Consider the following 24,888-nt stretch of genomic DNA (forward strand, 5'->3'; position numbering starts at 1 on the left):
CGGCGGAGTCGGCGATTGTCCCGCTCCCGGCGCGCGGCCGGTGCCAGGATGGGAGGCATGGGCTTCCTGATCCGACTGGCGATCACCGCGGTCGCGTTGTGGATCGCGACGCTGATCGTGCCCGGAGTGGAGGTGAGCGGCCGTAACACCGGCAGCAACGTGCTCACCCTGATCGTGGTGGCACTGGTCTTCGGTGTGGTCAACGCGGTGCTCAAGCCGCTCATCAAGGTGTTCGGCTGCGTGTTCTACCTGCTCACGCTCGGCCTGTTCGCGCTCGTGGTGAACGCGCTGCTGTTCCTGCTCACCGACTGGATCGCCGGGGTGCTGAAGCTCCCGTTCCACGTGGACGGCTTCTGGGCCGCCTTCTGGGGCGCCATCGTGGTCGCGGTGGTGAGCTGGCTGATCAGCGTCATCGTGCCGGACCGGCTGGAGAATCGGTGAGCGGCGTCCGGGCCGGTTGTGCCCCGCTCGCGCTCCTACGGGATACTGCCCGCGGTGGACAGCGCGGTCCGGCGCAGCCGTGGACGTCAGCGACCGGAACGGTCGGCTCCGGGGAAGACCCGGGGCCGGAACGGCCGCCCTCCATGGAAGACAGCGGCCTGCACGGCCGAGAGCGGTAAGTAAGGAGCGTTCGACATGCCCATCGCTTCCCCCGAGGCTTACGCGGAGATGCTGGACCGGGCCAAGGCCGGCCGGTACGCGTACCCCGCGATCAACGTGACCTCCTCGCAGACGCTGAACGCGGCGCTCAAGGGCTTCGCCGATGCGGAGAGCGACGGCATCATCCAGGTCTCCACCGGCGGCGCGGAATACCTGTCCGGCCCGTCCGTGAAGGACATGGTGACCGGCGCTGTGGCGTTCGCCGCGTACGCGCACGAGGTCGCCAAGAAGTACCCGGTGAACATCGCGCTGCACACCGACCACTGCCCGAAGGACAAGCTGGACAAGTTCGTCCGGCCGCTGATGGCCATCTCGCAGGAGCGCGTCAAGGGCGGCCAGGAGCCGCTGTTCCAGTCGCACATGTGGGACGGCTCGGCCGTGCCGGTGGCGGAGAACCTGGAGATCGCCGAGCAGCTCCTCGCCGAGGCCGCCAAGGGCAAGATCGTCCTGGAGATCGAGGTGGGCGTCGTCGGCGGCGAGGAGGACGGCGTCGAGAACGCCATCAACGACAAGCTCTACACCACCGTCGACGACGGCCTGGCCATGGTCGACGCGCTCGGCCTGGGCGAGAAGGGCCGCTACATGGCGGCGCTGACCTTCGGCAACGTGCACGGCGTCTACAAGCCGGGCAACGTCAAGCTCCGTCCCGAGGTGCTCAAGCAGATCCAGGACGCGGTCGGCGCCAAGTACGGCAAGGACAAGCCGCTCAGCCTGGTCTTCCACGGCGGCTCCGGCTCGCTGCTGTCGGAGATCCGGGAGGCGCTGGACTACGGCGTGGTGAAGATGAACATCGACACCGACACCCAGTACACCTTCACCCGCCCGGTCGCGGACCACATGTTCCGCAACTACGACGGCGTGCTCAAGGTCGACGGCGAGGTCGGCAACAAGAAGATGTACGACCCGCGTGTCTGGGGCAAGGCCGCCGAGGCCGGCATGGCCGCCCGCGTGGTCGAGGCCTGCGAGCACCTGCGCTCCACCGGCACCACCATGAAGTGACACCCCGCGTGTAAGGAAGGGCCCCTTGTTAACGCTCGGCGTTAACAAGGGGCCCTTCCTCTACCGGAGGCGTTAAAAGGGGGCCCTTCCTTTCACTGCACCAGCACCCGGACGGCGTCGCGCACGTCGTCGGTCAGATGGATCGTGTGCGACAGGTCGCCGAACGGGGACGCGGCGAACAGCGGCCGCAGCAGCGACTCCACCGGCAGCTCGGTGGTCCAGTACGTGCGGTCCAGGAAGACGTACGCCCCGCTCGCCCCGTCGGTGCCGTAGAACGTCTTGGTGGCCGCCTGGAACACCTCCTGCACGGTGCCGGCCTTGCCGGGCGCGAACACGATCCCGCCCCGGGCCAGCCGCAGGATCGTGTCCTCCCGGATGGCGTTGGAGAAGTACTTGGCGATCCGGCCCGCGAACAGGTTCGCCGGCTCGTGGCCGTACAGCCAGGTGGGGATGGCCAGCCCGCCGGAACGGGCCCACCCGGTTCCTGGCGCCGACGGTCGGGGCGAGGGCAGCGACGGGCCGTCCGCGTACCGCTTGCGCACCGCCAGCGCCGCCGCCGTGTACCGGTCGTGGTCGGTGAAGTCCGGCGCGACGGCGAGCACGTCGATCGCGGCGGACAGCTCCTCGGCCGGCCAGGCCGCGAGGAACGCGCCGAGGTTCGCCGCCTCCATCACACCCGGACCGCCGCCTGTGACCACCAGGCGGTCGGCCCGTGCCAGCTCCCAGCCCAGCACGGCGGCCATCCGGTACGCGACGCTGCCGCGCGGCACCGCGTGCCCGCCCATCACACCCACCACCGACTGCGGCCCGTGCGCGGCCAGCCACGACCGGGTGGCGTCGGCCAGCGCGTTGTCCACGCCGTGGTCGTGCAGTCGCTGACCGAGCGCCTCGCGTACGTCCGGCAGCGCGCCGCCGTGCGCCCGGAAGTGCGCGTACACCCGGGTGTCGTACATCCCGGCGAACCCGCCCTCGGCGAACCCGGCGGCCAGCTCGTCGGCGGTGTAGAGGTGCGACGGCTGGGTCGGGTAGGGCAGCCCGGAGAACGGAGGGACCACGTTGGCGCCCCGGCGGACCAGGTCCGCGCCCACCTCGCGGCCGGCGAAGCGGCAGCCCACGAAGAGCGTGCCGGTGACGTCGACGTCGCGCAGGTCGGGAACCGGGTCGAGGTCGAGGCGCAGGCCCTGCACGGTCAGACCGGCCAGGGTTCCCCCGGCCAGCCGCTGCTCGAACGCGGTGCGGGTCTCGATCTCGTTGACGTGGGGCGCGTGCGGCTCGATGACGTCCGCGGGCGGTGGGGTCGGCACCAGGCCATCCTGCCCCCGCGCGGCAAGTGCCGAAACCGGGGGCGGGAACGACAGGAGCCCGGCGGGCACGCCGCCGGGCTCCTGCGTAACCGGGTCCTGGGGAGGCTCCGGATCTGTATTTGTAGTGCAAGAACCACGGCGGCGGCATGGGCCGCGGGTACGTGTGCTCCCGCCGCAGGCGTGACGAAACCCTCAGCCGTTCAGCCAACCGTACGGGCGAGGCCCCTCGCGTACCCGAGGGCGAAGCGGGTTGAATGGGGCGATGCAGAACCTGTTGCCTGAGCCACCGGCCACCCTGCTCCCGGTCCACGAGGAGGCCGACGCCGCGCTGGCGGCGGCGGCCGAGCAGGGCACCGACGAGGCGTACGCCGAGGTCGCGGCCCGATTCCCGACCTACAGTGCGGCCTGGGCCGCGCTGGCCGGCCGCGCGCTCACCGCGGGTCAGGTCGTCACGGCGTACGCGTACGCCCGCACCGGCTACCACCGGGGCCTGGACCAGCTGCGCCGCAGCGGCTGGAAGGGCCACGGTCCGGTGCCCTGGTCGCACAAGCCCAACCGCGGCTTCCTCCGCTGCCTCTACGTGCTGTCCCGCGCGGCGGGGGAGATCGGCGAGGCGGACGAGGCGGCCCGGTGCGCCCAGTTCCTCCGCGACTGCGACCCGGCCGCCGGAGACGCGCTCTCCGGCGACTGACCACTGCCGCGACGGCCGGTCCCGACCCGGGCGCCGGCCGTCGCGCCCGTCCTACAGCCCTTCCGCCACCGACGCGGCGATCTTCAGCCAGGCGTCCCGGGTGGCGGAGGAGAGCTGCCCGTACCGCAGCGGCTCGCCGGTGTCGATGAGCCGCTCGTACGGCGCCAGCAGCACCGCCCGGGTTCGTGCCGCGAAGTGGGCCTGGATCGCGGGCAGGTCGATCTCCTTGCGGGACGGCGGCATCGAGACCACTGTGACCGCCTGCCGGACCAGCCGCTGCCGGCCGCTCTGCTCCAGGTGGTCGAGCATCCGCGCGGCGGTCTCGGCCGAGTCGTTACGGGCCGACATGGTCACCACGAGCTGATCGGTGGCGTCCATCGCGGCCTGCCAGTTCTGCGCCCGGACGTTGTTCCCGGTGTCCACGAAGATCAGCTTGTAGAACCGGCTGACCACCTCACGGATCTCCGCGAACGCGGCGGCGGTGAGCATCTCGCCGCCGGTCGCGGACTCGTCCGAGGCCAGCACGTCGAACATGCCCTCGCCCTGCGAGCGGACGTACTGCGACAGGTCGCCCACCCGGCCGTGCGGTCCCTGGAACTGGGCCAGGTCCCGCAGCATGTCCCGCACCGTACGGGCGTGGAAGTCCTGCTGCGCCCGCATGCCGAGGGTGCCCTGGGTCTCGTTGTTGTCCCAGGCCAGCACGTATCCGCCGCGCTTCTGGCCGAACGTCATGGCGAGCAGCAGGATCGCCACCGTCTTGCCGGCGCCGCCCTTCGGGTTGACCACTGTCACCTGGCGCAGGCCGCCGAAGTTGCGGCGGACCATCTCGATGTCGCGCTTCATCTCCTGCTCGTGCCGCCCGGGCGCGAGCCGGACCAGCCCGATCTTGTTGACCACCGCGCGTACGCCCATGGTGGCCACCGGGTCGACCGGCCGGGCCTGGCGGCGGCGGGCGAAGTCCTCGGCGGTCGGGGGCACCGCCTGCTGCGGCGTCCAGCCCTGCTCCGGGTGGGGCGCTCCGGGCTGAGGTGGTGGCGGCACCACCGGGCCGGACACCGGCGCCTGCGGAGGCAGCGGGCCGCCCGGCTGCGGCACGCCGGTCTGGGGCGTCCAGCCGGGCGGCGGGTACCAGCCGGGCTGACCCGGTTGTGGCTGATAGCCGGGCGACGGGTAGCCGTTGCCGTACGGGGACGGCTGTGCCGGTACGCCCGGCGACGGCGGGAACGGCCCGAGTCGGGGCGCCTGCTCGGGTGCGCCCGTCCCTGCCGGTCCCGTACCGGATTCCGGCGACGGCTGCGTCCCGGCGACGGTGGCGCGGCCGGACACCGTGCCGTCCCCGGGGAGGGCGTCAGGCGGCGGGGGCGGTGCCACGGTGGCGCGGCCGGAGGCGGTGCCGTCGGTGGAAAGTGCCTCGGGCGGGGGCGGTGCCACGGTGGCGCGGCCGGACGCGATGCCGTCGGCCTCCGCCGCCTCGGACGGCGGCGCCGTGGCGTCGGCGGGGTCCGGCGTGGTGGCGGAGTCCGACCCGGCCCGCTGTGGCGGCTGTGCCCACGGCGAGCCGGGCCGTCCGTTCCCGGCGCCCTCGCCGGTGGTACCCGGGCCGGTCGTCCCGGTGGCGGGCGTGGTCGCCGGGACGGGTGCCGCCGGCGTACCGGGCGCCGCCGGTGAGCCGGATGCCGCCGGTGAGCCGGATGCCGCCGGTTCCGGCTGGGCCGGTGACGGGGCGGAGGTCGCCCGGTCGAGCGTGAACGGCAGGTCCAGGTCGACAGCGGGTGCCTGGGGCGCCGGAACGTCCGCCGCCACCGGTGCCTGGGGCGCCGGAACGTCCGCGGCCACCGGCGTGGGAGCGTCGGCGGGCGGGAGCGGCCAGGGCACCGACGCCCACGGCGGAATCGTGGCCGCCGCCGCGTCGGTCTCCTCCGGCGGCCACAGCGGCTCGACGTCCCGCTGCGGCACCTGCGGTCGGCCCGGTACGTGGGCCCGGTCGTCGTTCTCGTGCACCACGGTTCCTCCCCATTCCTTCCGCCGAGGATAGGCGGTCCGGCCAGCGCCGCGAGCCGGGTGGGGATCGACCGAGGTCAGCCCGTCCAGACCGCCCAGGCGCCCGGCTCGGTCCACCAGGAGCGCTTGCGGCTCAGCTCGCCCTCGACGCCGTCGTCGAGGAAGGGCACCTTCTCGTCGCGGGGCACCACCGCCACCGCACGTCCCCGCGCCCGGCGTACCTCCAGCCGGACCTTCTTCCGGCCCAACGCCGACCGGGTCACCACTGGTACGGCGACGCCCACCGTCACCCGCCCGTCGGCCGGATCCGGGCCGCCCAGCAGGTCGACCTCGCCCAGGCGCGCGTACCCGCCCGCGTTGCCGATCGCGCACGCGGTGATCGGCTCCGAACCGTCGCTCAGCACCGTGCCGTCGACCTCGACCCGGGCCCGCCAGTGCAGCGGACGGCCCGCGTCGTCGGCGGCGCCGAGCAGCGCCCCGTCCAGCGTCACCGAGCCGCCGTCGTTGCGCAGCAGGTCAAGCCGCCGGGCGGTGCCGTCCAGCACCGCGGCGGCCACACCCGCCGGATCCCGGGGCAGCCCGAGCTGCGCGGCCAGGTCCCGCGCCGTCCCGGACCGGGCCGGATCGAGCGGGAGTACGCCCACAGGCGGGAGGTCGGGCACCGTACGGTTGGCGGCCAGGTCCGCGGGGCGGCGACTCGGCGGCGGAGCGTACCGCCGGACCAGCCGGCGCAGGACGGCGCGCAACTGACCGTCACTGGCCGTGGCGACGATGAGCCGGGTCTTGCCGTCGGAGTCCGGCCAGGTGAGGCCGTCGGCGCGCGGCGGGCCGTCGAGGCGGGCCAGCACCTCGTCGATCTCGGAGTCCGACCGGGCGGTCACGGTGGTCACCCGGGCACCCCGGGCGGTCAGCTCGTCCGCACAGGCCAGCACCGGTACGCGCGGCGTCTCGCAGCGCTCCTCGCCGGTCTCGGCGGCGGTGTCGTCCGCGCCGCCGCAGCAGGCGCCGCCGCTGCCGCAGCCACCACCGGGAGCGTCCCGCTCCGAGCCGAGGGTGAGCAGCACCACGTCGTACACGAAGGAGCCTCCTGCTTCTCGACCAACCCCTGCTGGTCCCGCCGTCACTACTTGTTAGCCTGACACCCCGGGCTCGCTGACCGGTCGCCACCTGGCACCCGAGCCTTCTGGAGGCGAGAAGATGCCAGCGATCGTGCTGCTCGGCGCCCAGTGGGGCGACGAGGGCAAGGGCAAGGTTACCGACCTGCTGGGTGAGCGGGTCGACTACGTCGTGCGCTACTCCGGCGGCAACAACGCAGGCCACACGGTGATCACGCCGGACGGCCAGAAGTATGCGCTGCACCTCATGCCGTCCGGGGCGCTGTCACCGAGCGCGATGATCGTGATCGGCAACGGCGTGGTGGTCGACCCGAAGGTGCTGCTCCAGGAGATCGACGGGCTCGCCGAGCGCGGCGTGGACGTGTCCCGCCTGCGTATCTCCGGCGACGCGCACCTGATCATGCCGCACCACCGCGCGCTGGACCGGGTGGTCGAGCGCTACCTGGGCAGCTCCCGTATCGGCACCACCGGCCGGGGCATCGGGCCCGCGTACGGCGACAAGGTCGCCCGGATGGGCATCCGGCTCCAGGACCTGCTCGACCCGGGCATCCTGCGCAAGAAGCTGGAGCTGGCGCTCCGCGAGAAGAACCAGCTGCTGTTCAAGGTCTACAACCGCAAGGCGATCGACGTCGAGGAGACCGTCGAGGAGTACCTCCAGTACGCCGAGCGGCTGCGCCCGTACATCGCCGAGACCCGGGTCATGCTCTGGGACGCGCTCGACCGCGGCGAGACCGTGCTGCTGGAGGGCGCCCAGGCCACCATGCTCGACATGGACCACGGCACCTACCCGTTCGTCACCTCGTCGAACCCGACGGCCGGCGGGGCGTGCGTGGGCGCGGGCATCCCGCCGACCGCGATCACCAAGGTCATCGCGGTGAGCAAGGCGTACACGACGCGGGTGGGCTCGGGCCCGTTCCCGACCGAGCTGTTCGACGACAACGGGCAGCACCTGCGCAAGGTCGGCCACGAGTACGGCACCACCACCGGCCGGGAGCGCCGCTGCGGCTGGTTCGACGCCGTGGTGGCCCGGTACGCGTGCCGCCTCAACGGCGTCACCGACCTGGTGGTCACCAAGCTGGACGTGCTGACCGGCCTGGCCAAGGTGCCGATCTGCGTCGGGTACGAGATCAACGGCGAGCGCTTCGACGACATGCCGATGACGCAGACCGACTTCCACCACGCCACGCCGATCTACGAAGAGCTCGACGGCTGGTGGGAGGACATCACGAAGGCGCGGACCGAGGACGAGCTCCCGGAGAACGCCCGCCGCTACATCGCCCGTATCGAGGAGCTGACCGGCACCCGGGTGAGCGTGGTGGGCGTGGGCCCAGGCCGAGAGGAAAACGTCCTCCGCCACCCCCTCCTCCCCTAACCCCACCCCACCCCCCACCCCACCCCCCACCCCGCCCTCACCCTCCCCGGGCCCTCCGGGCCCCCACTCCGTTGATCAAGGAGTTTGTGTCCATTTCGGCGTCGGATCCGGACACAAACTCCTTGATCAACGGGGCAGGGTGGGGCGCGGAGTGGAGGGCGGTTTTCCACAGGGTTGTCCACAGGGGTGTCGGCTGTGGGGTGGCGCGGGGGAGCCTGCGCGTGTGGGTGAATTCGGCGAACTGACGCGGCTGGCCGCGACGCAGGGCGGGTTCGTGACGGCGGGGCAGGCGTTGCGCCTGGGCCTCGGCCGGGAGCAGATCCGGTACCTCGTCCGGTCCGGGCGATGGACCCGGGTCTCGCGCGGCTGCTACCTGCCGTCTCCCGCCGTGCTGACGCCTGTGGCACTACGACGTGCCATGATTCGCGCCACGGTCGCCAGCCTCGGGCGGGGCGCGGTCGCCGTGTTGGGTACCGCCGCCGAGCTGCACGGCATCGCCGGTCTCCCGCCGACGGCGGCGATCCACGTCTCGGTGCCGCCGGATCGGCCGCACGTGCAGCGCCGGGCGGAGCCGGGCCTGACGGTGCACCAGTTGACGCTCGCCGAAGCGGACGTGTGCCGGGCCGGCGGCGTACCGGTCACCACACCGGCGCGCACCGTCGCCGACGTGTTGCTGCGGGCGCGGCGCTATCCGGCGGTGTGCATCCTCGACTCCGCGCTCAATCAGCGGATCCTGGCCGAGAACGACCTGTCCCTGGTGCTCACGCACCTCACCGGACGCCGTGGCGCGGTCGCCGCTCGGGGATACCTGGCCGAGGCGGACGGCCGGGCACAGTCACCGCTGGAGACCCGCGCCAGGCTCCGGTGCGTCGACGGTGGCGTGCCGCCGGACGTCCTGCAACTGCCGGTGCGGGACGAGGACGGTTACCTGCTCGGCGTCGGGGACCTGGCATGGCGCGGGGCGCGTCTGATCGCGGAGGCGGACGGCCGAGGCCCGCACCTGACGCCGCAGGCCGTCTACGCGGACCGGTTCCGACAGAACCGCCTGGTCAACGCCGGCTGGCGGATCCTCCGCTTCACCTGGTCCGACACCCTGCGCCCCGACTACATCCCCCAGACGGTCAAGCGCGCCCTGAAGCGCCGGTGATCAAGGAGTTTGCGGACCCGCACCGCTCAATCTGAGACGCAAACTCCTTGATCGACGGGGCGGGGTGGGGTGGTCAGTAGGATGCCGGTCGTGCGCGTACTTCTTGTGGGTGGTGGTGGGCGGGAGCACGCTCTCGCGCTCGGACTCGCCGGTGACCCGGCTGTCGAGGCGCTCGTCGCGGCTCCGGGGAATCCGGGGATCGCTGCGGTGGCCGAACTTCGGGAGGTGACACCCACCGACCCGGCAGCAGTGGCGGCCCTCGCCGTCGAGGTCGCTGCCGACCTGGTGGTCATCGGGCCGGAGGCGCCGCTGGTGGCGGGCGTCGCCGACGCGGTACGCGCCAAGGGCATCGCGGTGTTCGGCCCGAGCGCGGAGGCGGCCCGGCTGGAGGGCTCGAAGACGTTCGCGAAGGACGTGATGACCGCCGCGGCGGTGCCGACCGCTCGCGCGTACACCTGCGAGGACGCGGCGGCGGTGGGGCGCGCGCTGGACGAGTTCGGCGCGCCGTACGTGGTGAAGGACGACGGGCTCGCCGCCGGCAAGGGTGTGGTGGTCACCGACGACCGGGCGGTCGCCGAGCGTCACGCCGCGGAGTGCGGCCGGGTGGTGATCGAGGAGTACCTGTCCGGTCCCGAGGTCTCCCTGTTCGTGGTCACCGACGGCGAGGCGGCGGTGCCGCTGCTGCCGGCGCAGGACTTCAAGCGGGTCGGCGACGGCGACACCGGGCCGAACACGGGCGGCATGGGCGCGTACGCGCCGCTGCCGTGGGCGCCGCCGAATCTGGTCGACGACGTGATGCGCGACGTGGTGCGCCCGACGCTGGCGGAGTTGCGCCGCCGGGGCACGCCGTTCGCCGGCCTGCTCTACGTGGGCCTGGCGATCACCCCGTCCGGCCCGCGGGTGATCGAGTTCAACGCGCGCTTCGGCGACCCGGAGACGCAGGTCGTACTCGCCCTGCTGGAGACGCCGCTGGCCGGGCTGCTGCACGCCGCCGCCACCGGCACGCTGGGCGCGCACCCGCCGCTGCGCTGGCGCGACGGCGCGGCCGTGACGGTCGTGGTGGCGGCCGACGGCTATCCGGCGGGCCCGCGTACCGGTGACGTGATCACCGGCGCGGACCGCGCCGGGATCATCCACGCCGGCACCCGCCGGGACGCCGACGGCACGTTGCGCTCCGCGGGGGGCCGGGTCCTCTGCGGTACGGCGACCGGGCCGGATCTGGCCGCCGCGCGCGACGCCGCCTACGCCCTGGTACGCGACGTCGAGCTGGCCGGCTCCCACCACCGCACCGACATCGCGGCGGCAGCCGTGGACGGCCGGTTCACGATTCCGGGCTGACCGGCCCGGGGCGCCGGCCGGCCATCCGGTTGAGCACGTTCGCCGTGGCCCGCTCGATGCGCGGGTCGCGGTGCCCCTGCCGGTCCAGTGCCAGGGTCCAGCCGAGCGTGCCGCTGGCGAAGACGACAGCTCCGCGTGCCGTCTCGTGGACGTAGCTGCTCTGGAGCCGTCGGCCGCCCTGCTGGGCCGGGTACGGCGAGGAGCTGAGCGTGGTCCCGGCGGGCCGCGGGAGGGCCGCGTGCAGCCCGTCCGCCTCGCCTGCGACCACGCCCGGGATGCGGTCGCCGTCGGCCACGCCGGTGCCGGCCCACACCCAGTTGTCTGCGGCGCGCACCACGAGCGGCTGCGGGGTCAGCACGATGCCGTTGTACTGCACGCCGAGCAGCGCCTGTTCCGGCCGGTCGAGGTTGCGCCAGGTCACCGTCGGGTCGCCGGTGCCCGCGCCCGGGTCGGGAAGCGTCTTGGCGCACTCGACGAGCCGTTCGGGGCGGCCGTCGGCGGCGGCGCGTACGCGGGCGTGCCAGTAGACGCTGTTCGCGCCGAGGAACGCGAGGCTGGTGCCCCCGTCCAGGCCGACCTCGGTGGCGCGGCGCATCTCGGCCGACCAGTACTCGTCGTGCCCGCAGAACACCAGACCCCGGTACCGGGCCGGGTCGAGGCGCCCGGAGTGCAGGTCGAAGCTGGTGGCGTAGCTGACGTCGTAGAGGTTGCGTTCCAGCCACCGGATCGCGGCCTCGTCGCGGTCGAAGTGGGTGGGCAGGCCGGCGCCGGAGTACGGGCGGTCGAACGTGACTGCGCGTGCCCGCAGCGCCGGGTCGCGCCGCCCGTCGGCCCGGTAGCCGTTGTAGAGGCTCTTGCCGGTCCGCCGGTCGCGCGGCCACTGGTTGTACGCCTGCCAGGTGGTCACCGGCAGCACCGCGCAGAGCGCGGCCGGGCGCCGGTCGTCGCGTACCACGAACGGCGTGCAGGCCCGCCAGCCGTCGGCCGAGGTGAAGACCGCCTGGTAGAGGCCGGAGGTCCAGCCGTGCGGGACGGACAGGCGCCAGGACACCGGCCACCGGCAGTCGAGCACACCGGTGTCCGGGTCGGCCACCGGCACCGGCTGCGGTACGCCGCGCAGTTCGGGGCTGGTCAGCATCGTGCGGGCGCCCGCGCCGTCGTACCAGCCGAGGCGGTGCACGCTGATCCGGAACCGGCCGCCCGGGTTGACCGCGACGTGGAAGTCGATCTCCTCGCCGGGGGCGACGCTCGTCGTCGAGGCGTACCCCTGGATCTGGCGCCGCCGGTCGTCGGCGGCCCGGCCGCCGTGCTCGGGCCACCACGGCTCACCGGCGGCGCGGTTCTCCCGCTCGACGGGCGGGACCGGCCACCGGGTGGGTGAGTCGTCGGGCCGGCCGCCGAGGACCGGGTCGAACGGGCCGAGCGCGGCGGCGGACGCGCCGCCGACGAGGAGGCCGAGTGCGGTACGCCGCCGAAGCCTGTCCATTGTGGTGCTCCCCGTTTCCCCGTTCGATCGGGGGAGACCGTAGCACCGGAGGACGGCAGCCGTGTGACCGATGTGGATCAGTCGAAGTAGCGGCGCAGCTCCCGGGTGAGCACCTTGCCGGTGGCGTTGCGCGGCAGGTACTTGACGAACACCACGTCGCGGGGCACGGAGAAGCGGGCCAGGTAGCGCCGGACGTACTCGCGGACCGCCTCCGGGTCGAGCGTCTCGCCGGTGCGCAGCGCGAGGAACGCGGCCAGCCGCTGGCCGTAGTCGGGGTCCGGTACGCCGATCACGGCGACCTCGCGGACCTGCGGCAACCGGGCGATCAGATCCTCCACCTCGGACGGGAAGACGTTCTCGCCGCCCGAGACGATCATGTCGTCGGCCCGGCCGTCGACGAAGAGCAGACCGTCGGCGTTCAGCCGGCCCAGGTCGCCGGTGTCGAGCAGGCCGTCGCGGCTCTCCCGGCCGGCGCCCGAGGTGTAGCCCTCGAACAGCATCTCGTTGCCGACGAAGATCCGCCCGACCTCGCCGTCGCGGACCGGCCGGCCGGTCTCGTCCAGGATGGCCAGCCGGGTGCCGTGCGGCGGCCGGCCCGCGGTGGTGGGCGCGGCGCGCAGCTCGGCCGGGCCGGCGATGGAGGCCCAGGAGACCTCGGTCGAGCCGTAGAGGTTGTAGAGCACGTCGCCGTACCGGTCCATGAACGCCGTGGCCAGGTTTCCGGGCAGCGCGGATCCGCTGACCGCGACCACCTTGAGTGGCGGCCGGGGCTGCGGCGGCGCCACCTCCATCAGCCGTTGCAGCATCACCGGTACGGCGAACATCGCATCGCACGGTTGAGCGGCGAGCGCGGCGAGCGTGGCGGCCGGGTCGAAGCGCCGGTGCAGTACGACTGTGGCGCGCAGCGCGAACGACACCTGAAGTGCGGCGTACCCCCAGGTGTGGAAGATCGGCGCGGCGATCATCACGGTGTCCCGCGCGTGCAGCGGTATGCGGTCGATGATGGACACCAGCGGGCCGAAGCCGTGCGGGGTGGGCCGGCGGGCGCCCTTGGGCGCGCCGGTGGTGCCGGAGGTCAGCACGATGGTGCGGCCGTCCCGCTCCGGCGGCTGGAGCTTCTCGCCGGGCACGGCGGCGGCGATCAGCTCCTCCTGCCGCCGCTCGTCGACCCGGTGCAGCTCGGCCGGGAGGCCGAGGACGCGCTCGGTGAACTCGCCGTCGTGCACCAGGACGCGCAGGCCCTGTTCCTCGGCCACAGTCACCAGTTGAGCGGCGGACAGCCCGGTGTTGACCAGGACGGCGTCCGCGCCGAGCAGCATCGCTGCCACTATCGCCTCGATCAGGCCGTGGTGGTTGCGGCAGAGCACACCGACCCGGTCGCCGGTCTGCACGCCGAGGTGGGAGCGCAGCGACCGGGCCAGCCGCTCGGAGCGGTCGAGCAGTTCCTGGTACGTCATGGTGGCGCCCTGCTCGTCGACCACGGCGACACGGCCGGGGTCGCGGGCGGCGGCCTGGCGCAGCTCCCCGGCGAGGCTCCAGCCCCACCGGCGCAGCGCGTTGAGCTGGGAGACCACGCGGATCGGTCCGCCCGGGGCGAGCAGTCCACGTCGGGTCAGCGTGGCGGCGATGAACGGCAGGTCCACGGCGCAACTCCTTCGCGTTCGTGGTTCGTCGACCAGGCTCCGGACGGTCGGCCGTCCGGTTCGGCATGATCTTGCGCCCGATCGCGGTTCGGGTCGGCCCGGGAGCGGCGACCCGGCCCGCGACGGCGTGCGACGTCGTCACGGGCCGGGCCGCGGCCCGCCGGCGGTCAGCGGATCTGCATCCCGGAGATGGCCCGGGAGATGACCAGCCGCTGGATCTCGGAGGTGCCCTCGAAGATGGTGTAGATCTTGGCGTCGCGGTACCACCGCTCGACCGGGTGGTCGCGCAGGAAGCCGGCGCCGCCGAGGAGCTGGACCGCCTTGTCGGTCACCGAGACGGCCACCTCACCGGCCTTGAGCTTGGACATCGAGCCCTCGCCCGCGGTGAACGGCCGGTTGTTGCGGCCCATCCAGGAGGCGCGCCAGACCAGCAGCCGGGCCGCGTCGATCTCCATCTTCATGTCGGCGAGCGCGAACGCGACCGCCTGGTTGGAGATGATCGGCCGTCCGAACTGGACCCGCTCCTTGGCGTAGTCCAGGGCGTACTCGTAGGCGGCGCGGGCCACGCCGAGCGCCTGCGCGCCGACTGTCGGGCGGGACAGCTCGAACGTCCGCATCGCCGCCTGGCCGGAGGCGCGCTGCCCGGACCGGGCGCGGGCCAGACGCTCGTCGAGCGCGTCCTTGCCGCCGAGCAGGCAGCGGCCTGGCACCCGGACGTCGTCGAGGAAGACGTCCGCGGTGTGCGAGGCGCGCAGCCCCAGCTTGCGCAGCTTGCGGGTGGCGGTCAGACCGGGAGTGCCGGGGGGTACGACGAACGCGGCCTGGCCGCGCGAGCCCAGCTCGGGCTCGATCGAGGCGGTGACCACGTGCACCCCGGCGATGCCGCCGTTGGTGGCGTACGCCTTCTGCCCGTTGAGCACCCACTCGTCGGTGGCCTCGTCGTAGACGGCGCGGGTACGCATCGAGCCCACGTCGGATCCGGCCTCCGGCTCGCTCGTGCAGAACGCGGCCACGGCCGGGGAGTCGACGTCGCCGAAGCACTGCGGCACCCATTCGACGAGCTGCTCGGGGGTGCCGGCGCCGTAGATCGCAGCGACCGCGAGGGAGGTGCCGAAGATGCTCAGGCCGATGCCGGCGTCACCCCAGAAGAGTTCCTCGCTGGCGATCGGCAGGGAGAGGCCGGTGGGGTCGGCCCAGCAGGTGGCGAGGAACTCGAACCCGTACAGGCCGACCTTCGCGGCCTCCTGGATGATCGGCCAGGGAGTCTCCTCCCGGGCGTCCCACTCGGCCGCGGCCGGGCGCACGACCTCGGCGGCGAAGCCGTGCACCCAGTCGCGAAGGTCCCGCTGTTCCTCGTTCAGGTCGAGCGAGAACTCGGCCATGTCAGGCCTTGGGGATGTCGAACAGGTTGGCGATGTTGGCGGCCAGGCCCAGGTCGCCCTTGGCCTTCAGCTTGCCGGTCATGAACATCATCACCGGGTTGGCGCCACCGGAGACGATCTTCAGGAACTCGACCGGGCCCATGGTGAGGCTCAGCTTCGGGTCGCGGGTCGCGGTCTCCGAGACGGTGCAGGTGCCGTTCTCGATGACGATCTCGTAGGTGTCGGTGCCACCGTCCGGACGGCCGGTGATGTTCCAGTGGATGACCGCGTTGGTGGCACCGGCGCGGTCCGCGCGGAACAGCGTGGGCATCCGGTTGAAGACCTCGCTGAGGATCTTGCCGCGCGCCTCGCCGGACATGATCTCGTTGATCTTGGCGTCCGGCGTGGACTTGACCAGCTGCGCGAACTCCTTCGGGCCGACGTTCGCGAAGTTGGCCGGGTCGAAGTCAGTCATGGGGGATTGCACCTCTCGGGCGGGGCCACTTTGGTTACTCTGGCGTAACCTTACGCACGGGTAGGTATGCTCGCAAGGGTGTCCAGCACGCCGACCTTCAAGCGCCTCCCCCGCGCCGTACGCGAGCAGCAGATGCTCGACGCGGCGGTGAAGGTGTTCTCCCGCCGCGGCTTCCACGCCGCCAGCATGGACGAGATCGCCGACGACGCCGGCATCTCCAAGCCGATGGTGTACGCCTACCTCGGCACCAAGGAGGAACTCTTCATCGCCTGCCTGCACCGGGAGAGCACCCGGATGATGGAGGCGATCGCCGGCGCGGCCGCCCCCGACCTGCCCGCCGACGAGCGGCTCTGGCGCGGACTGCGCGCGTTCTTCGGCTTCGTCGGCGCGCACCGGGACGGCTGGGCGGTCCTCTACCGGCAGGCCCGCGGCTCCCAGCCGTTCGCCGCCGAACTCGCCGCCATGCGCGGCCGGCTGGTCGAGGTGGTCGCCGGCATGCTCGACCACGCGTTGCGCGCCTCCGGCCGCGAGGTCGGCGCCACCGACCTGGAGGTGGTCGCGTACGGGCTGGTCGGCGCCAGCGAGTCGCTCGCCGACTGGCTGGCCGACCACCCCGAGGCCGACGCCGGGAAGACAGCGACCCGGATGATGAACGTGGCCTGGCTCGGCGCCGACCAGCTCCTGCGCGGCGTCACCTGGCACCCGCCCGCCGCGGGGTAAGGAAGGGCCCCTTCTTAACGCCTCCGGTAGTGGAAGGGCCCCTTGTTAACAGTCGCGCCGGGCGGCAGCCCGCCGGTGCGCCCGCCGCCGGCCCCAGCGGACGGCCTCGAACAGGCCGGTGACGGCCAGCGAGATGGCCACGCCGGCGAGCAGCCCGGACAGCGGGTTGTGCTCGAACGCCAGGCCGCCGAAGTAGCCGAGCAGCCCGCAGTAGACCCCCCAGGTGGTGCACGCCAGGCCGTCGTACAGCAGGAACGTGCGCGCGGGATAGCGGACCGCGCCCATGGTCAGCGTGACGGCGGTCCGGCCGCCGGGGACGTACCGGGCGGTGGTCAGGATCATCCCGCCGCGTCTGTCGACCGCCCGGCGGGCCCACTCCGAGCTGGCCCGCCGCCTGCTGTCCGCCGGGAAGCGGGCCAGCCGGTGCGCGCCGCCGCCGCGCCCGATCGCGTACGAGATGTGGTCGCCGGCGAGCGCGCCGAACGCGGCGGTCACGATCACCAGCACCAGGTTCGGCTCGCCGCCGGCCGCGAAGACCCCGGCGGTGATCACCACTGTCTCGCCCGGCACCGCCGGGAAGAACGCGTCGACGGCGGTGACCGCGATGATCACCAGGTACACCCACGGCGACGTCACCGTGTGGTGCAGCAGGTCGAGCACGTCCCCCATGCACCCATGCTCGGGGGTGCGGTGTTAAGCAGGGGCCCTTCCCATACAAAAGGCGTTAACAAGGGGCCCTTCCTTCTCCTCGGCCGTCGGCCCGCGCGACGTGAGCACCACCGGCGCGCCCAGCGCCTCCGAGACCGCAGCCGGCCAGTCGGCAGGCGACTCGTCCAGCACCGGCCGAGCCCGCATCAGCCGCTCGGTGAGCGCCGCCTGCCGGTCCAGGTCACCGGCCGGGCCGGGGACGAGCCGGTCCAGGCCCTCGTACCGGCGGCAGATCCGCAGCTCGGGCCGGGCCAGGTCGAGGTGGGTGAGCGCCAGCCCGTCGACGCCACCTGCCACCTCCAGCGCGTACCTGTGGGCGACCGCGTCGAAGTGCCCGAACCGGAACCGCCCCTGCCAGGGGTTCGTCCCGTTGTGCCGGTCGGTGAACGGCAGCGCCGCGTCCTCGGTGACCAGCGGTCCGGGACCGTGCCGGGTGGTGGTCGTGCGCAGCACGCCGAGCCGCTGCGCGGTCCCGGCCATGCCCGCCTCGGCGAGCAGCGTCTCGGCGTTGGCGAACGTCGTGGTGCTCCACGTCGTGTACGGGTGGAAGCCGTGCCACTCGTCCAGCAGCACCCCCTGCGCGCCCTCGAACACGCAGGTGCCCTCGCGCAGGGCACCTGCCAGCCAGGTCCGGTCGACGATCGCCACCCGGTGCGCGAAGGCCGCGTACGCGGGCAGGCAGTCGTCCACCGGTGGCGCGTCGAGCGGGCCCAGCTCGGCGGTGAGCCGGTCCCGCAGCGCGGTCAGCCGCCGGCGCAGCACCGCCGGGCGGCGGCAGTCAGCCACCCGGGGTGCCTCGTCGGGGTGGGCGAGGCCGTACGCGACCGCCTCGCCCACCCCGAGCCCGCAGGAGCCGTGCCGGTCGGCTCCCCGGGCGATCTCCCGGGCGCGGTTCGCGGCCCGGTGGTACGGGGTGGCGAGCAGCGCCTCCCCGTCCACAGTCAGACGGTCGAGCGCGTCGGGCACGCCCACCGACGCGAGGTGGTCGGCCTCGGCGGCCAGCGCCAGCGGGTCCACCACCACGTGCCGCGCCAGGTGCGTGCGCACCCCGGGACGGAGCGTCCCGGCGCCGAACTGCGCGAACGTGTGATGCCTCCCGTCGCGCAGGACGACGTTGTGCGCCGCCTGCGCGCCCCCGTTGAACCGGACCACCGTGTGGACCTGCCGGGTGGCGCAGAGCAGGTCCACCACTGTGCCCTTGCCGGCGTCGCCGTAGCCGAGGTCGACCACCATCACGTGGTTCACAGCCGGGTGACCCCGCTTCCGCCGTCGGCCGGGCTGAACGGCAGCGTCGCCACCGCGCGCCGGCCCGAGCCGACCTGGGCGAGGGCCTTCGAGACGGTCCGGGTGGCCGTCGAGCCGGCCCGGTCCAGGTCGCGCAGCCCGGCGTCGAGGTCGATGGCCTGCTCGCCGAGGCCGACGGTGAGCGCGATCGTCTCGCAGACCGCGTCCAGGTCGTCCAGCTCGACCGCGTTCTGCCCGAGCAGGCCGCGCCAGAAGTCCAGCACCTTGCGGTTGCCCGCGTAGTGGCTGCCGGCGGGCAGCAGGTAGTAGGTGTCCCAGCGCGCGGTCACCTCGTCCACCATCTGCCGGACCGGCATGTCCTCGCCCAGCCCGTCCCCGATCAGCCGGCTCACCTCAGCGGTCTTCACCGCCGGGTACGCCAGCTCGTCGCCGATGATGAACAGGTAGCCGCGCCGGCCACGCTTGTCCCAGCTGTCGGTGGCCGTGTGCCGGGCCATGAAGTAGAGCGCCAGCTCGTACGACTCCATCATCTGGCCGCCTCCGCCGCCCTCCAGCACGATCCGGCCGAGGTCGTCGTCCATCCGGTTGTCGGACTCGAACTGCCCGACCTGCAACGGCACCCGGTCGCAGGTGGCGTCGCCGATCGCGCCGAACATGACCTGTGGGTCCTTCGCGTACCCCTGGCGCAGCAGCAGGCCGAGCAGCTGCGGCAGCTTGCTCTGCAGCACCCGGGGCACGTGGCCCATCGAGCCGGTGACGTCGAACAGCACGGCGATCGGCGTCGACTGGGGGTGCTCGGCGGAGTCGCGGCTCTCCCGCAGCGCGTCGCGCGGGTCGAGCGCGGGGTGCACCTTGCGGGCGCCGCTGTCGCTGTAGGAGAACGCGCTCTTGCCGGTGCGGCGCCGGTAACGGTCGGCGGCGTCGTACACGTCGGTGGACCAGATTCCACTGCCCATGGCAGCCTCCCTACGGGTTGAGGGTGAAGGGTCGGAAGGTGCGCGGCCCGTACAGCCGGTGCAGCACCTCGTCCAGTTCGCGCAGCAGCCGCCAGGCGTCGTCCGGCCGGGTGGCGAGCGCGGTGCCCTGGCAGCCGTCGGCGAAGGCGCGCAGCTCGCGCGGCGCGCGGTCGCCCATCAGCCAGGTCATGCAGCGGGCGGCGAGCGCGATGTCGGTGCCCGGCCCGCACTGCCGCTTCGCGGCGACCTCCGGCGGATACCAGTCCTCGTGGCCGGGCACGAGCGCCGGCACGAGCCCGCCCGGCTCGGCCGAGAAGCACCAGTCGACGAGCACCAGGCCGTGTGCGTCCGGCTCGATCAGCACGTGCCGGGGCAGCACCGCGCCGTGCACGACGCCGGCCCGGTGGGCCAGGCCGAGCGCCACGAGCAGCCGCCGCCACATCCAGGCCGCGTCGCGCGGGTCCAGCCCGTCCGGGTACGCGCGGCGCACGTCGTCCAGGCTTCGCAGTCCGGGTACGGTCATTAGCTCGTTGACCTGCCGTTGCACGCCGGTCGACGGGTCGCGCGCCGGGTAGGAGTCGACGAGCCGGGGCACGTACGCGAGGTGCTTGGCGTCGCCGCGCTCGGCGATCCGCCGCAACGCGCGTGCCTCGCGGGCCATCAGGTCGTTGTCGCCGGGGTGCCGGCACACCTTGGCCAGGTGATAAGAAGGGGCCCCTCCTCTACCGGAGGCGTTAACAGGGGGCCCTTCCTTCCGTTCGTGCAGGGTGGCGACGTCGCCTGTGTACGTGGGGGCGGGAGTGCGCCACCGGGTGGTGACTGTGACGAGCGCGTCGGCGGCGGCGGCGCGTACCCCCGGGTCGGCCGCGCCCAGCCGGTCGGGGTGCAGCGCGCCGACCAGCTCGCGGTAGCGGCGGGCCGGCTCCTGCGTGCCGAACAGGTCGGCGTCGGTGCGCGCGGCCGTGACCAGCCGGATCGCCTCCTCGGTCCTCACCGAACCGTCTCCTCCCGGGCGGGGCGCAGCAGCGCCGGGTGCAGCAGCCGGGCGTCTCCGGCGCGGTAGAGCTTGGCCCGGGGGCCGCCGCGCGCGCCGCCGCGTTCGGTGCTGGCGCCGGTGCTCTCCACGAAGCCGGGCACCGAGAGCACCTTGCGGTGGAAGTTGCCGGCGTGCAGCGGGTGGCCCCAGACCGTCTCGTAGACCTCCCGCAGCTCGGTGACTGTGAACTCGGGGGCGAGGAACCGGGTGGCGAGCGGCGTGTACTCCAGCTTGGAGCGGGCGCGCTCCAGACCGTCGTCGATGATCCGGCCGTGGTCGAAGGCGAGCTGCCGGCTGGTCAGCGCGGTGACCGGCAGCCAGATCGCCTCGTCGGCGTCGGTGTCGGCGACCGGGTCGGGCAGGTCGGGGGCGAACGCCAGGTGCGCGACCGAGACCACGCGCATGCGGGGGTCGCGGTCCGGGGCGCCGTAGCTGCCGAGCTGTTCCAGGTGCACCCGGCGCAGCCGCTCACCGCCCAGGCCGGTCTCCTCGGCCAGCTCGCGCCGGGCGCCTGCGGCGAGGTCCTCGTCCGGCTGGACGAAGCCGCCGGGCAGCGCCCAGTGCCCCTCGTAGGGCGGCGCGCCGCGGCGGATCAGCAGCAGGTGCAGCGCGCCCTCGCGGATGGTCAGGGCGACCACGTCGACGGTGACCGCGACCGCCGGGTAGTCCCGGGGGTCGTACCCGGCGAGGAACTCCTGCTCGTTCACGGCCACTCACTCTCTCAGGTTGAGAACAACTCAATCTGAGAACAACTTAGCGCCGAAAAGAGGGGACGGCAAGTCCCCTCTTTCGCTCAGCGCACCGAACCGACCAGATGCGGCCTTCCGTCCCGGGCGCTGTGCAGCGCGAAGTCCCAGCCCTCGCCGGTCGCCGAGGCACTGAACGCGACAGTGGACGGCAACGGCACCGGCAGCTTGAACGACACGTCCACCGTGTACGCCTCGGGCAGCCGGGGTTCCAGCGCGGCCAGGCAGCGGGCCTTGCTCCACATGCCGTGCGCGATCGGGCGCGGGAAGCCGAACAGCCGCGCGCCCAGCTTCGAGGTGTGGATCGGGTTGTGGTCGCCGGAGACGCGCGCGTAGTCCGTACCCACCCGGGGCGTCACCCGCCACCGCGCCGAGGCGGCCGGCGGCGCCGGGCGGTCACCCCGGTCGCGCCGCGGGCCGCCGCCTGCGGCGCGCTCCTTCCCGAGGTACGTGGACACGCCGCGCCACACCTCCTCGCCGCCGATCGAGCCGACCAGCACCACGTCGAGCTGGCGGCCCCGCTCGTGCGGGCGCAGGTTCTCCGCGTACGTGTGGAAGTCGACGCTCTCGCCGACCTCGACCGGGCGGTGCACGGTGATCCGGTTGGCCACGTGCACCACGCCGGTGAGCGGGATCGGGAAGCCCGGACCCGTCATCAGCCGCAGCGACAGCGGGAATCCGAGCACGTGCAGGTACGTCGCCGGCAGCCGGTCGGTCAGCCGGAACCCGCACACCCGGTCGTAGTCCGCCAGGTGCCGCTGATCCACAGCGACCCCCGAGACGCCCAGTTCGAGCCCCGGTACGTCCGCCCCGCGACGCCCCCCGACCCCCGGCACCACTCCCAGCAGCGCCCGCCGATAGAGCGCCCCACTGGCAGGCAGCCGCGACAGTGCCACGCGCCGCCGCCCTTCCGGCCCCGCCTCTTCCCCCTCCCCTTCACCCCGTCGATCATGAAGTTGGCTGCCTTGTGGATCTCCAGAAGTGCCGTCAACTTCATGATCGTCGGAGGAGGGGCGGGCCTGGGTGGGGTGGGACTGGGGGTGGGACTGGGCCTGGGCGGCGGCTCGGGCTGCGGTCAGGTCCCGGGTGGGGCCCTCGATCAGGTCGTGCAGGCTCAGGTCGTCCTCGTGGTCCTTCGCCATCACGCCCCCAGCAGGCTCTGGCCGCAGACCCGGACCACGTTGCCGCTCACCGCGCCGGTCGCCGGCCAGGAGAGCCAGCCGATCGTCTCGGCCACGTCCACCGGCAGGCCGCCCTGGGCCATGCTGTTCATCCGCCGTCCCGCCTCGCGGATCGTCAGCGGGATGCGCGCGGTCAGCCGGGTCTCGATGAAGCCCGGCGCCACGGCGTTCAGGCTGATCCCGCGCCCGCGCAGCACCGGCGACAGCGAGTCGACCAGGCCGATCACGCCGGCCTTGCTCGTCGCGTAGTTGGTCTGCCCCCGGTTGCCGGCGATCCCGGCGATCGACGAGACCGACACGATCCGGCCGCCGGCCGGCATCAGGTCGCGTTCCAGCAGTACGTCGTTGATCCGCTCCTGGCTGGACAGGTTCACGTCGATCACCGAGTCCCACCGGTCGGCGTCCATCCGGCCCAGCGTCTTGTCCCGGGTGATGCCCGCGTTGTGCACCACCACGTCGACCCGGCCGTGCCGGGACGCCAGATGCTCCGCCAGCCGCGTCGGCGCATCAGGCGCGGTCAGGTCGAGCTGCACCGCGCTGCCGCCGATGTCGTTCGCGACAGCGGCCAGCTCGTCCCCGGCCGCCGGGATGTCGAGCGCCACCACCTGGGCGCCGTCGCGGGCCAGCACCTTCGCCAGCGCCGCGCCGATGCCCCGGGCCGCGCCGGTCACCAGCACCACCTGCCCGGAAAGCGGCCGGTCCCAGTCGGCCGGCGCGACGGCGGTGCCGGTGCCGACGCGGACGACCTGGCCCGAGACGTACGCGGACCGGCCGGAGAGCAGGAACCGGAGCGTGGACTCCAGGCTCACCGGGGTGCCGGCGTCACCCTCGCGTGTCACGTAGACGAGCTGGGCGGTCACGCCCCGGCCGAACTCCTTGCCGATGCTGCGGGTCAGGCCCTCCAGCGCACGCTGGGCGGTAGCCTCCCGGGGGGAGCCGCACTCGGCCGGCGGGGTGCCCAGCACGATCACCCGGCCGCTGGGCAGCAGCGAGCGGGCCTGCGGGTGGAAGAAGTCGTAGAGCTGGCGCAGCCCGGCGGAGTCGGTGATGCCGCTGGCGTCGTACACCAGGGCCGCGAAGCGGCGGTCGGCGTCGTGGGCGGCGACCGGGTCGGCCAGCTCGACCCCGGCGGCGGTCAGGATCTTGCCGGCCGGCTCGGCGATCCGGCCGCCGGCCGAGGAGCCGAGCAGGACCGGCCCGGGAACGAGCGGGTCGCCCGGCGTGTGCCGGCGCAGTCGGGGCGGGTCGGGCAGCCCGAGGCGCTTGACCAGCGCGCGACCGGCCCCCGTCTGGACGAAGCTCGCGTACCTGTCGGTCATAGGCGTAGCCTACTGGCGAGTAGGGTTCGGGCAACAGTTTCGAGGGAGGCCGATCGTGCAGAGTGTCCGGCGGGTCGCGGTCATCGGGGGCAACCGCATCCCCTTCGCCCGGTCCAACTCGCGCTACGCGCACGCGTCGAACGCGGACATGCTCGGTGCGGCGCTCGACGGGCTGATCGCCCGGTTCGGGCTGGCCGGCGAGCGGGTCGGCGAGATGGTGGCCGGCGCGGTGCTCAAGCACTCCCGCGACTTCAACCTCACCCGTGAGGTGGTGCTCGGCTCCCGGCTCGACCCGCACACCCCCGCGTACGACATCCAGCAGGCCTGCGGCACCGGGCTGGAAGCGGCCATCCTGGTCGCCAACAAGATCGCCCTCGGGCAGATCGAGGTCGGCATCGCCGGCGGCGTCGACACCACCTCGGACGCGCCGCTCGCCGTCAACGAGGACATGCGGCGCACCCTGATCCAGCTCAACTCGGCCCGTACGCTCGGCGAACGGCTCAAGATCGCGGCGAAGCTGCGCCCGCACCAGCCGTTCAAGCCGGAGATCCCGCGCAACGCCGAGCCGCGTACCGGGCTGTCAATGGGTGAGCACGCGGCCCGGACCGCGCTGCGCTGGAACGTCGACCGGACCGCGCAGGACGAACTCGCGCTGCGCTCGCACCAGCGGCTCGCGGCCGCGTACGACAAGGGGTTCTTCGACGACCTGATGACCCCCTACCTGGGGCTGACCCGCGACCAGAACCTGCGCCCGGACACCAGCCTGGAGAAGCTCGGCTCGCTCAAGCCGGTCTTCGGCGCCTCCGGCGCGGACGCCGAGCGGGCCACCATGACCGCCGGCAACTCCTCGCCGCTCACCGACGGCGCGTCGACTGTGCTGCTCGCCTCCGAGGAGTGGGCCAAGGCGCACAACCTGCCGGTGCTCGCCTGGTTCTCCTGGTCGGAGGCCGCCGCCGTCGACTTCGTGCACGGCGACGAGGGCCTGCTGATGGCCCCCGCGTACGCGGTGCCCCGGATGCTGGCCCGGGCCGGGCTGAGCCTCCAGGACTTCGACTTCTACGAGATCCACGAGGCGTTCGCCTCGCAGGTACTGGCGACGCTGGCGGCCTGGGAGTCGCCGGAGTTCTGCAAGGAGCGCCTCGGCCTGGACGCCCCGCTCGGCTCGATCGATCGGGACAAGCTCAACGTCAACGGCTCGTCGCTGGCGGCCGGACACCCGTTCGCCGCCACCGGTGGCCGGATCGTCGCCACGCTGGCCAAGCTGCTGGATGAGAAGGGGAGCGGGCGCGGCCTGATCTCCATCTGCGCGGCCGGCGGGCAGGGCGTGACAGCGATCCTGGAGCGCTGACGACGACGCCCGCCCGGTTGTGCGCCGGGCGGGCGTC

The 24,888-nt window shown here is 73.3% G+C and carries 22 protein-coding genes; 8 read left to right on the forward strand and 14 right to left on the reverse strand.

Translation table 11 applies throughout. From position 1 onward, the window contains the following. The first annotated feature begins 57 nt into the window (after window positions 1-57). Both ML5_RS00865 and fbaA read left to right on the forward strand, forming a co-directional pair. Entirely contained in the window at window positions 58-441 is a 384-nt protein-coding gene (locus tag ML5_RS00865; RefSeq protein ID WP_013283393.1) for a phage holin family protein, read from the forward strand. A 195-nt stretch (window positions 442-636) separates the two neighbouring features. After that, the gene (gene fbaA, locus ML5_RS00870) at window positions 637-1,659 is read left to right on the forward strand and encodes a class II fructose-bisphosphate aldolase (protein ID WP_013283394.1); all 1,023 of its coding nucleotides are present in this window, start codon (window positions 637-639) and stop codon (window positions 1,657-1,659) included. Between the two features lie 92 nt (window positions 1,660-1,751). On the opposite strand, the gene ML5_RS00875 is transcribed toward fbaA, so the two are convergent. Then, entirely contained in the window at window positions 1,752-2,963 is a 1,212-nt protein-coding gene (locus tag ML5_RS00875; protein ID WP_176739750.1) for an LOG family protein, read from the reverse strand. 262 nt (window positions 2,964-3,225) lie between these two features. On the opposite strand from ML5_RS00875, the gene ML5_RS00880 reads away from it, so the two are divergent. Then, window positions 3,226-3,654 (forward strand): DUF3151 domain-containing protein, encoded by a 429-nt coding sequence (locus ML5_RS00880; RefSeq protein ID WP_013283396.1) that lies wholly within the window; start codon window positions 3,226-3,228, stop codon window positions 3,652-3,654. A 51-nt stretch (window positions 3,655-3,705) separates the two neighbouring features. Here the strand turns inward: ML5_RS00880 and ML5_RS00885 are convergent, their stop codons facing one another. Both ML5_RS00885 and ML5_RS00890 read right to left on the reverse strand, forming a co-directional pair. Beyond that, window positions 3,706-5,658 carry a chromosome partitioning protein gene (locus ML5_RS00885; RefSeq protein ID WP_013473424.1) on the reverse strand — a complete coding sequence of 651 codons (1,953 nt, stop codon included), beginning with the start codon at window positions 5,656-5,658 and terminating at the stop codon, window positions 3,706-3,708. A 74-nt stretch (window positions 5,659-5,732) separates the two neighbouring features. Continuing rightward, window positions 5,733-6,731, reverse strand: a complete 999-nt coding sequence (locus ML5_RS00890) for a diacylglycerol kinase family protein (RefSeq protein ID WP_013473425.1) — start codon at window positions 6,729-6,731, stop codon at window positions 5,733-5,735. A 121-nt stretch (window positions 6,732-6,852) separates the two neighbouring features. On the opposite strand from ML5_RS00890, the gene ML5_RS00895 reads away from it, so the two are divergent. The 3 genes from ML5_RS00895 (at window position 6,853) to purD (ending at window position 10,627) form a co-directional block, all read left to right on the forward strand. After that, a complete protein-coding gene (locus ML5_RS00895) occupies window positions 6,853-8,142 on the forward strand; it encodes an adenylosuccinate synthase (RefSeq protein ID WP_013473426.1) in 1,290 nt (429 codons plus the stop codon). Window positions 8,143-8,365: 223 nt separating this feature from the next. Continuing rightward, entirely contained in the window at window positions 8,366-9,289 is a 924-nt protein-coding gene (locus ML5_RS00900; RefSeq protein WP_013473427.1) for a type IV toxin-antitoxin system AbiEi family antitoxin domain-containing protein, read from the forward strand. 90 nt (window positions 9,290-9,379) lie between these two features. Then, complete coding sequence (gene purD / locus ML5_RS00905; protein WP_013473428.1) at window positions 9,380-10,627, forward strand: phosphoribosylamine--glycine ligase; 1,248 nt, start codon at window positions 9,380-9,382, stop codon at window positions 10,625-10,627. Here the strand turns inward: purD and ML5_RS00910 are convergent. The 4 genes from ML5_RS00910 to ML5_RS00925 all read right to left on the reverse strand — a co-directional run bounded on the left by ML5_RS00910 (window position 10,611) and on the right by ML5_RS00925 (window position 15,592). Further along, complete coding sequence (locus ML5_RS00910; RefSeq protein ID WP_013473429.1) at window positions 10,611-12,113, reverse strand: N,N-dimethylformamidase beta subunit family domain-containing protein; 1,503 nt, start codon at window positions 12,111-12,113, stop codon at window positions 10,611-10,613. The genes purD and ML5_RS00910 overlap by 17 nt on opposite strands. Before the next feature lie 77 nt (window positions 12,114-12,190). Continuing rightward, the gene (locus ML5_RS00915; RefSeq protein WP_013283403.1) at window positions 12,191-13,756 is read right to left on the reverse strand and encodes an AMP-binding protein; all 1,566 of its coding nucleotides are present in this window, start codon (window positions 13,754-13,756) and stop codon (window positions 12,191-12,193) included. A 167-nt stretch (window positions 13,757-13,923) separates the two neighbouring features. Further along, window positions 13,924-15,138, reverse strand: coding sequence for an acyl-CoA dehydrogenase family protein (locus ML5_RS00920; RefSeq protein ID WP_013283404.1), 1,215 nt, complete (start codon window positions 15,136-15,138; stop codon window positions 13,924-13,926). A gap of 1 nt (window position 15,139) precedes the next feature. Next, window positions 15,140-15,592: an SCP2 sterol-binding domain-containing protein gene (locus tag ML5_RS00925; protein ID WP_013283405.1), complete on the reverse strand. Its 453-nt coding sequence runs from the start codon at window positions 15,590-15,592 to the stop codon at window positions 15,140-15,142. A gap of 78 nt (window positions 15,593-15,670) precedes the next feature. On the opposite strand from ML5_RS00925, the gene ML5_RS00930 reads away from it, so the two are divergent. Further along, entirely contained in the window at window positions 15,671-16,312 is a 642-nt protein-coding gene (locus ML5_RS00930; RefSeq protein WP_030273380.1) for a TetR/AcrR family transcriptional regulator, read from the forward strand. 45 nt (window positions 16,313-16,357) lie between these two features. On the opposite strand, the gene ML5_RS00935 is transcribed toward ML5_RS00930, so the two are convergent. The 7 genes from ML5_RS00935 to ML5_RS00965 form a co-directional block, all read right to left on the reverse strand. Next, complete coding sequence (locus tag ML5_RS00935) at window positions 16,358-16,981, reverse strand: DedA family protein (RefSeq protein WP_013473430.1); 624 nt, start codon at window positions 16,979-16,981, stop codon at window positions 16,358-16,360. A gap of 24 nt (window positions 16,982-17,005) precedes the next feature. Next, window positions 17,006-18,265 carry an adenylosuccinate synthetase gene (locus ML5_RS00940; protein ID WP_041784035.1) on the reverse strand — a complete coding sequence of 420 codons (1,260 nt, stop codon included), beginning with the start codon at window positions 18,263-18,265 and terminating at the stop codon, window positions 17,006-17,008. Next, window positions 18,262-19,221, reverse strand: a complete 960-nt coding sequence (locus ML5_RS00945) for a hypothetical protein (protein WP_013283409.1) — start codon at window positions 19,219-19,221, stop codon at window positions 18,262-18,264. The genes ML5_RS00940 and ML5_RS00945 overlap by 4 nt, the downstream gene beginning before the upstream one ends. Before the next feature lie 10 nt (window positions 19,222-19,231). After that, window positions 19,232-20,215 carry a serine/threonine protein kinase gene (locus ML5_RS00950; RefSeq protein WP_013473432.1) on the reverse strand — a complete coding sequence of 328 codons (984 nt, stop codon included), beginning with the start codon at window positions 20,213-20,215 and terminating at the stop codon, window positions 19,232-19,234. Further along, window positions 20,212-20,970: an NUDIX domain-containing protein gene (locus ML5_RS00955; protein ID WP_013283411.1), complete on the reverse strand. Its 759-nt coding sequence runs from the start codon at window positions 20,968-20,970 to the stop codon at window positions 20,212-20,214. Before ML5_RS00955 ends, ML5_RS00950 begins: the two co-directional genes overlap by 4 nt. 80 nt (window positions 20,971-21,050) lie before the next feature. Beyond that, window positions 21,051-22,145 (reverse strand): MaoC/PaaZ C-terminal domain-containing protein, encoded by a 1,095-nt coding sequence (locus ML5_RS00960; RefSeq protein WP_013473433.1) that lies wholly within the window; start codon window positions 22,143-22,145, stop codon window positions 21,051-21,053. Then, window positions 22,145-23,503 (reverse strand): 3-oxoacyl-ACP reductase, encoded by a 1,359-nt coding sequence (locus ML5_RS00965; protein ID WP_013473434.1) that lies wholly within the window; start codon window positions 23,501-23,503, stop codon window positions 22,145-22,147. Before ML5_RS00965 ends, ML5_RS00960 begins: the two co-directional genes overlap by 1 nt. 55 nt (window positions 23,504-23,558) lie before the next feature. Between ML5_RS00965 and ML5_RS00970 the strand changes: the two genes are divergently transcribed. Beyond that, window positions 23,559-24,851 carry an acetyl-CoA C-acetyltransferase gene (locus tag ML5_RS00970; protein ID WP_013473435.1) on the forward strand — a complete coding sequence of 431 codons (1,293 nt, stop codon included), beginning with the start codon at window positions 23,559-23,561 and terminating at the stop codon, window positions 24,849-24,851. The last annotated feature ends 37 nt before the right edge of the window (window positions 24,852-24,888 follow it).

The organism is Micromonospora sp. L5 (assembly GCF_000177655.2).
GTDB lineage: Bacteria > Actinomycetota > Actinomycetes > Mycobacteriales > Micromonosporaceae > Micromonospora > Micromonospora aurantiaca.

Bases quoted from the DNA above. Each gene is read 5' to 3' on its own strand.
- ML5_RS00895 (WP_013473426.1), top strand. From the start codon at position 6,853: ATGCCAGCGATCGTGCTGCTCGGCGCCCAGTGGGGCGACGAGGGCAAG.
- fbaA (WP_013283394.1), top strand. From the start codon at position 637: ATGCCCATCGCTTCCCCCGAGGCTTACGCGGAGATGCTGGACCGGGCC.
- ML5_RS00910 (WP_013473429.1), bottom strand. From the start codon at position 12,113: ATGGACAGGCTTCGGCGGCGTACCGCACTCGGCCTCCTCGTCGGCGGC.
- ML5_RS00925 (WP_013283405.1), bottom strand. From the start codon at position 15,592: ATGACTGACTTCGACCCGGCCAACTTCGCGAACGTCGGCCCGAAGGAG.
- ML5_RS00945 (WP_013283409.1), bottom strand. From the start codon at position 19,221: ATGGGCAGTGGAATCTGGTCCACCGACGTGTACGACGCCGCCGACCGT.
- ML5_RS00960 (WP_013473433.1), bottom strand. From the start codon at position 22,145: ATGGCGAAGGACCACGAGGACGACCTGAGCCTGCACGACCTGATCGAG.
- ML5_RS00865 (WP_013283393.1), top strand. From the start codon at position 58: ATGGGCTTCCTGATCCGACTGGCGATCACCGCGGTCGCGTTGTGGATC.
- ML5_RS00920 (WP_013283404.1), bottom strand. From the start codon at position 15,138: ATGGCCGAGTTCTCGCTCGACCTGAACGAGGAACAGCGGGACCTTCGC.
- ML5_RS00935 (WP_013473430.1), bottom strand. From the start codon at position 16,981: ATGGGGGACGTGCTCGACCTGCTGCACCACACGGTGACGTCGCCGTGG.
- ML5_RS00880 (WP_013283396.1), top strand. From the start codon at position 3,226: ATGCAGAACCTGTTGCCTGAGCCACCGGCCACCCTGCTCCCGGTCCAC.
- ML5_RS00965 (WP_013473434.1), bottom strand. From the start codon at position 23,503: ATGACCGACAGGTACGCGAGCTTCGTCCAGACGGGGGCCGGTCGCGCG.